Origin of the sequence: Lutibacter sp. B1 (assembly GCF_012524075.1) — a bacterium.
Lineage (GTDB): Bacteria > Bacteroidota > Bacteroidia > Flavobacteriales > Flavobacteriaceae > Lutibacter.
The window spans coordinates 36,931-44,823 of the sequence record NZ_JAAZUI010000023.1; the positions used below are offsets into that span (position 1 = coordinate 36,931).

Below are 7,893 nucleotides of genomic sequence, written 5' to 3' on the forward strand. Positions count from 1 at the left end.
CTTAGTTATCTTTTGTTAAAAATTCTAATGTTGATTTTTGAATTTCATACTCTTTTTCTGAAATCACTTTTTTTAATTGAAATTTTAATTGTAATTGCTGAATTTCAAGTAATTGTTCAAAATCAATTTTTGAAGTTTCATAAGCAGCTAACAATACTTTTTTTGCACTTTCTGCCTCATTAATATTTTTTATTTGTGTTGCAATTGAAACTTTTGAATTAGAAAGTTTACTTTTTGCATTTTCAAAAACGGTTTGCAATTGATTGTAGGTATTTACTTTAGTTGTTTCAATTGCTTTTTGCTCTAATTGTAATTGCTTTTGTTTAGAACTGTATTTTTTTGAAAACAATGGAAAAGAAACAGTTACCATTGGCATCACAATATCTTTTCCGTTATCAGCAAGGTTTTCAACAGCTCTATTTTCAATAAAACCATAGTCTAAACCAATACCAATGGTTGGTAAGCCTTCTTTTTTAGTTGCCAATTCCGATTTTTCTGAGGCATTTTTCAAATTTTCCAATTGTAACAATTTTGGATTATCTGAAATTTGTTCTTTATTAAAATCTTCTGAATATATAATATTTACATTTTCAACAACTAAAACAGTACTTTTTTCATCCCTGTTGAGCAATAAATTAAATGCAATTTTTTTAGCACTCAAATTTTCTTGAACCGTACTTAATTGATTTAAAAGTTCGTTTTTTTCCATTCTAATCTTAAGAACATCTACCATAGTTGAACGATTGTTTTCCAACTCATTCAATGCCAAACTTTCAAAAGTTTTTAGAATTTCTATATTTTCAACAAGCAATTGCTCTTTTTGGTTGAGTTCAAACAATTCAAAATAGGTAGTTTTCACATCTAAAAACAATTTCCTTTTTGCAAATTCATAATTGTTTAATTGTGCAGCAGCATTAAATTGTGCACTTTCCTGTTTTGCATTTAAAGTTCCAAACCAAGGTAACATTTGACTTGCCGAAATTTTTGCTTTTTGAGCCCCAACTCTTGTTTCTACCTCTTGCGCAAAATAGCCAACTGAAATGGTTGTATTTGGTAGGCTTCCTACTTCAACAACTTTTTCTAAAGCACTTTCGTATTTATATTGAATAGCTTTTAATTCAGGATTATTTTCTGAAGCTATTTGTAAGTAGTCGTTTAACGATTGAGCTTTTACCGTTAGGGTTAGTAGAAACGCAATCATAACTATTAAATTAATTTTCATTTGTTATTTTTTTTAATGAAATTTCTTTTTTAAAACTGAATAATACAGGCACTACAAACAAAGTAATAAGCGCAATTAACATTCCTCCAAAACTTGGAATTGCCATTGGAATCATAATATCTGATCCTCTTCCTGTAGATGTTAATACTGGTAACAATGCAAGCATTGTTGTTGCAGTTGTCATTAAACAAGGACGAATTCTTTTTTCACCAGCTTCAATTATAGAAGCTCTTATTTCTTGTTTCGTAGTTGGTTCATTTCTTTCAAAAGTTTGAGTTAAATAGGTTGCCATCACCACTCCATCATCGGTTGCAATTCCGAACAAGGCAATAAAACCAACCCAAACAGCTACACTTAAATTAATAGGGTGCATTTGAAAAAGTTGACGAAGGTTTACGCCAAAGACATCAAAGTTCAAAAACCAAGCTTCACCATATAACCAAATCATCATAAAACCACCCGCAAAAGCTACGGCGATTCCTGTAAACACCATTAATGAAGTTGTTACAGAACGAAATTGGAAATACAAGATTAAAAAGATTATTGCCAAGGCTAAAGGAACAACAACCGATAAGGTTTTTTCTGCCCTTAACTGGTTTTCATAAGTTCCTGTAAACTGGTAATTAATCCCTTTTGGAATTACCAATTCTCCTCTGTCTATTTGCCCTTGAATGGCAGCTTGAGCTTTTTCTACTACGGTAACTTCAGCTTCACCATCCATCTTATCAAATAATACATAGCCCACTAAAAAAGTATCTTCACTTTTAATTACTTGTGGACCTTGCTCATATTTAATTGTGACTAATTCTGCTAATGGAATTGGATTTCCACCAGGTGTAGGTACATAAATTTTCTTTAAATCTTCAGGACTAGTACGTTTTTCTCTCGGATAACGCACTCTAACTCCATAACGTTCTCTTCCTTCTACTGTTTGAGTTAATAATTTACCACCAATTGCAACTTCCAAAATACTTTGTACTTTGTTAATAGACAAACCATAACGCGCTAATTTTTCTCGATCAATATCAAATAACAAATACGGTTTTCCTACGATTCTATCAGCAAAAACAGCTTCTTTTTTAACACCTGGAACTTGCTTTAAAACATTTTCCAACTCTAAACCAAAAGCTTCGATTTGTGCTAAATTTTGACCTTTTACTTTAATTCCCATAGGTGCCCGCATTCCTGTTTGAAGCATCACCAAACGAGTTTCTATTGGTTGTAATTTAGGAGCTGAAGTAACACCAGGTAATTTTGTAACCCGAACTATTTCATTCCAGATATCATCAGCAGATTTTATTTGTTTACGCCAGTTTCTATAATATTCACCATCTGAATCTTTAATTAAATTAGTGGTTTCAATTTTGGTTCCAGAAGGAATGAAGTTTCCTGCTTTAGTTTCAAACAAATCATTTTCATTAACTTTAAACTTAATCCGTTTTCCATCTTCATCTAATTTATATTCTGGCTTGTAAATTATTACATTCTCATACATAGATAATGGTGCTGGATCTAAGGCACTTTCTATTCTACCCGATTTACCAACCACTGTTTTAATTTCTGGAATGGTTGCCACAGCCATATCTAATTGTTGTAAAACACGTTTGTTTTCAGCAATTCCAGAATGTGGCATAGAAGTTGGCATTAATAAAAATGAACCTTCATTTAATGCCGGCATAAATTCTTTTCCTGTATTTTTCCATACACTTACACCTAATATTATAATGATGGTTGGAACGCTTAAAAACAAAATTTTGTTATTTAAAGCCCAGTTTAAAATTTTCACATAACTTCTTCTAAACAATGTGAAAACACCAAGCAATCCAAAACAAATTACGCCTACAAAAACTAGATTTGTGAATATAGAATTGTCAACTCCTAAAGGTCTCCAATACACACTTAGTAATGCAACAATAGTTATGGCTGATATTGTAATATTTAAGTAGTTTGCTTTTTCTTCGGTAAGAATTTCTTTTATTTTTAAAATACTTGAAACGCCGAAAGCAATTAGTAAGAATGCTACATAATAACCTCCAACAACACCAACAATACCGGCTATAATTAATCCGATACTACCAATATATTTTCCTTTTTTCAAAGAAGGTTTCCATCCAAATAACCAAGCTGCAAAAGGTGGAATTAAAAATAAAGCTACAATTAAAGCTGAAGTTAACGCCATTGTTTTTGTAAAAGCCAATGGTCGAAATAATTTACCTTCAGCACCTATCATAGTAAATACAGGAACAAAACTTATAATAGTGGTCATTACTGCAGTAATAATCGCACCTGATACTTCAGCAGTTGCATTATATACAACTTTATTTATCGGTAAATTGTCTTTATCCTCATCCATATGCCTTATAACATTTTCAGATAAGATGACCCCAACATCTACCATTGTTCCAATTGCAATCGCAATACCTGACAGCGCAACAATGTTAGCATCAACGTTAAATAATTTCATTGAAATAAAAACCATTAAAACTGCAATGGGCAATAATCCAGAAATTAAAACGGAAGCCCTAAGGTTAAAAACCATTACAATAATTACCAAAATTGTAATTAAAATTTCCAGCGTTAAAGCTTCATCTAAAGTGTTTAATGTTTCCTGAATTAGTTCGGTTCTATCGTAAAAAGGAACAATAGTAACTTGTGATGTACGACCATCTTTTAACACTTTTGAAGGTAAACCTGTGCTTATATCAGCTATTTGTTTTTTTACATTGGTAATCACTTCCATTGGATTTGCACCATAACGTGCTACCACAACACCTCCAACAACTTCGGCACCTTCTTTGTCTAAAATCCCACGACGTTCTGCTGGACCCAACGTAACATTCGCTACATCTTTTATTAAAATGGAAGTAAAATCTTTGGAGGTTACCACTGCGTTTTCTATATCTTCAACAGTTTTTATATAACCTAAACCACGCACTAAATATTCTGCCTGATTAATTTCAATGGTTTTTGCTCCAATATCTTTATTGGTATTACGTGCAGCATTTACTACTTGTTCTAGTGAAATGTTGTATTCCTTCAAAATATCTGGATCTACATCTATTTGATATTCTTGCACGTAACCACCAATAGAAGCAACTTCAGAAACTCCCGAAGCCGAAGAAAGCGCATATTTCACATAATAATCTTGTATGCTTCGTAATTCGTGTAAATCCCAGCCACCAGTTACATTTCCTTGTTCATCTCTTCCTTCTAAAGTGTACCAGTAAATTTGTCCCAAACCAGTTGCGTCTGGACCTAATGCTGGTTGAACATCGTTTGGAAGTAATCCACTTGGAAGTGAATTTAATTTTTCTAAAATTCGACTTCGACTCCAGTAAAATTCAATATCCTCTTCAAAAATGATATATATGCTGGAAAAACCAAACATAGAAGAACTTCTAATTGTTTTAACACCTGGAATTCCCAATAAGGAGGTTGTAAGTGGGTAGGTAATTTGATCTTCAATATCTTGTGGAGATCTTCCGCCCCATTTGGTGAAAACGATTTGTTGATTTTCTCCAATATCTGGAATGGCATCAACTGCCACTGGGTTTCTTGGAATACTTCCGGTATTCCAATCAAATGGAGCTGTTGAAACTCCCCATCCAATGAATAGCAATAATAATAATACAGCTACTAATTTATTTTCTATTAAAAATTTAATGCTTTTATTTAACATTTTTATATGTATTGATATGTTTTAAATAACATTTTAGATTTCGTTAAAAAACTAAAACATACGTTAACTTGGTCTAAATCATTTCTGATTTAAACACAACTATGCCTTAACAAATAAAAATTTGCTAAAACTCAATACTATAAAATCAAATTAAAAATACTTGATCAAGAACTTGGATGTCCGTGACAATAAGTGGAGGTGAATAATTTTTAAAAGGAACAATATTTTTGTCTAATCCTTCAAATAAATTAATATAAGAATAAATAAAAGAAGCAATAAATAATTGTTGCTCAAAGTCTAAATTAACAACTTGAATATTCAACCCATTTTGACCTTCAACAATCTTATTTATATCTTTACAACAATCTTCTTTTTCGAAATTACAATCTTCTGTAGATGACGGCATATCCATCTCCATTTCACAAGAATCCGCTTCAAAAAACATAGCTACATCTACTAAGTCACCACCACAGTAGTGTTCACTTATAGTAAATGACATTGTGGAAAAAAGAACCACAAAAGCCATTAAAAAAGCTGATATTTTTTTAAATGATTGCATAATAATTAAATGCAAAGTTAATTATTTATTTCAAAAATATATTAAAATACTGTTAAAGTTGAAAATAAAATTTTACAACAACAGCTATATCTCAATGGTAATCAGCTTATTATAAGTTGTTTTTCTTACTCTAAATTACATTCTTTTATCAATTGAGTTTTGATTAAAACTAATTAAGTTAAACATTGCTCTCATTCGAATGCGACTCTACTTTCAGGCTTGAAATAAAAAATTCAACATTTTTTTTAAGACATATACTACATTTTTTAAATGCGGGGCTGAAATATTAATACACTTTCTGTTGAGTTTCTATCATTACTTTTTAGTTTTCTTAATTTGTCTTCAAATATAAAAGCAAGATTGATGTACCAGTCTTTTAATGGAAGTCTTTTATGAGTTTAACTTCTGTGGATATTGTATAATAATTAACTTTCCTTTCGAAGCAATCAAGGTTGCTATTTATCAAAAGGCATTATTCGAACTGAAAATTCATAGGGATTAAAGACAAATAGAAGAGATTAGCATCAATAAAAATGTTGTCATCAAAATAGCAAGATGTTGTACCTATGTTGTACCTGTCGTTTTTCTAAATCAATTTTAAACAAAAAAAGCCGAAGATTTCTCTTCGACTTTTTGTGCGGGCGGGGAGACTCGAACTCCCACACCTTGCGGCATCAGATCCTAAGTCTGACGTGTCTACCAATTCCACCACGCCCGCATTTAAATATTTTAACAGTTTTTATTTCACTATGTCCTAAGTCTAGCGTGTCTACCAATTCCACCACGCCCGCTTAATTATTGTGGGTGCAAATATACACAATACTTATAAATTGCAAAGTAGTTATTATATATTTTTTTATCAATTATAAACAAAATAAAAATACGTAATTTTGAAACAAACAAAAATAATTATTCTTAATGGAAAATATTAAATCATACGTCAATCAACATAAAGAGAGATTTATTAATGAGTTGATTGAATTACTTAAAATGCCTTCAATTAGTGCCGATTCTGCTTACAGCCAAGATGTTTTAAATACTGCCGATGCAGTTAAGGAAGCTTTAGAAAAAGCCGGGTGCAATAAAGTTGAAATTTGCGATACACCAGGTTATCCAATAGTTTATGGTGAAAAAATTATTGATAGTACTTTACCTACTGTTTTAGTATATGGACATTATGATGTACAACCTGCCGACCCAATTGAATTATGGGAATCACCTCCTTTTGATCCGGTAATTAAAAAAACCGAATTGCATCCTGACGGTGCAATTTATGCGCGTGGAAGTTGTGATGATAAAGGGCAAATGTACATGCACGTAAAAGCGTTGGAATACATGACACAAACAGGAAATCTTCCTTGCAATGTAAAATTTATGATTGAAGGCGAAGAAGAAATTGGCTCATCAAGTTTGGCTTGGTTTGTAAAACGAAATCAGGAAAAATTAGCCAATGATGTAATTTTAATTTCTGATACGGGTATGATTTCAAACACTCAACCATCCATAACAACAGGTTTACGTGGTTTAAGTTATGTAGAAGTTGAAGTTACAGGTCCAAACAGAGATTTACACTCAGGTTTATACGGAGGTGCTGTTGCCAATCCAATCAATATTTTAACAAAAATGATTGCATCATTACATGATGAAAATAATCATATTACAATACCGGGTTTTTACGATAAAGTGGAAGATTTAACAGCTGAAGAAAGAGCCGAAATGGCAAAAGCGCCTTTCTCATTAGAAGCCTATAAAAAAGCATTAAATATTAATCAAGTATACGGAGAAACCGGTTATACAACTAACGAAAGAAATTCTATTAGACCAACATTAGATGTGAACGGAATTTGGGGTGGTTATACAGGTGAAGGTGCAAAAACTGTAATTGCAAGTAAAGCCTATGCTAAAATTTCTATGCGTTTGGTACCAAACCAAGATTGGAATGAAATTACTGAGCTGTTTACCAAACATTTTTTAAGTATCGCTCCACCATCTGTTAAAGTGAAAGTTACACCACATCATGGCGGACAAGGGTATGTAACGCCAATAGACAATGTTGGTTATAAAGCTGCAAGCAAAGCTTATGAAGATACTTTTGGCGTAACACCTATACCTCAACGTTCAGGTGGAAGTATTCCTATTGTAGCGCTGTTTGAAAAAGAACTAAAAAGTAAAACCATTTTAATGGGATTTGGGTTGGACAGCGATGCTATCCATTCTCCAAACGAACATTTTGGACTATTTAACTACTTAAAAGGAATTGAAACCATTCCGTTATTTTACAAATATTTTGTAGAAATGAATTCATAAAAAGCACTATCTCATAAACTGTGTAAATAAAAATATCGGGGGTTGCAACCCCCGATATTTTTTTGTTTAATTTTAAACTTTTATACAGTCATGAAGAAAGAAGATTTATTAAGTAATGATTTTCTG

Annotated in this window: 4 protein-coding genes and 1 tRNA gene; 1 reads left to right on the forward strand and 4 read right to left on the reverse strand. The window is 31.9% G+C overall.

The genetic code is table 11. The features are described from left to right. Position 1: 1 nt before the first annotated feature. From HGB55_RS12715 to HGB55_RS12730, 4 genes are all read right to left on the reverse strand, one after another. On the reverse strand, positions 2 to 1,222 hold the full coding sequence (locus tag HGB55_RS12715; protein WP_115880591.1) for a TolC family protein: 1,221 nt from the start codon (positions 1,220 to 1,222) through the stop codon (positions 2 to 4). Then, the gene (locus HGB55_RS12720; protein WP_168817268.1) at positions 1,212 to 4,901 is read right to left on the reverse strand and encodes an efflux RND transporter permease subunit; all 3,690 of its coding nucleotides are present in this window, start codon (positions 4,899 to 4,901) and stop codon (positions 1,212 to 1,214) included. The genes HGB55_RS12715 and HGB55_RS12720 overlap by 11 nt, the downstream gene beginning before the upstream one ends. Positions 4,902 to 5,046: 145 nt before the next feature. Then, positions 5,047 to 5,460: a hypothetical protein gene (locus HGB55_RS12725; protein WP_247649221.1), complete on the reverse strand. Its 414-nt coding sequence runs from the start codon at positions 5,458 to 5,460 to the stop codon at positions 5,047 to 5,049. Positions 5,461 to 6,096: 636 nt separating this feature from the next. Continuing rightward, positions 6,097 to 6,178, reverse strand: a tRNA-Leu gene (locus HGB55_RS12730). A 200-nt stretch (positions 6,179 to 6,378) separates the two neighbouring features. Between HGB55_RS12730 and HGB55_RS12735 the strand changes: the two genes are divergently transcribed. Further along, entirely contained in the window at positions 6,379 to 7,767 is a 1,389-nt protein-coding gene (locus HGB55_RS12735; RefSeq protein WP_168817269.1) for a dipeptidase, read from the forward strand. Positions 7,768 to 7,893: the final 126 nt, after the last annotated feature.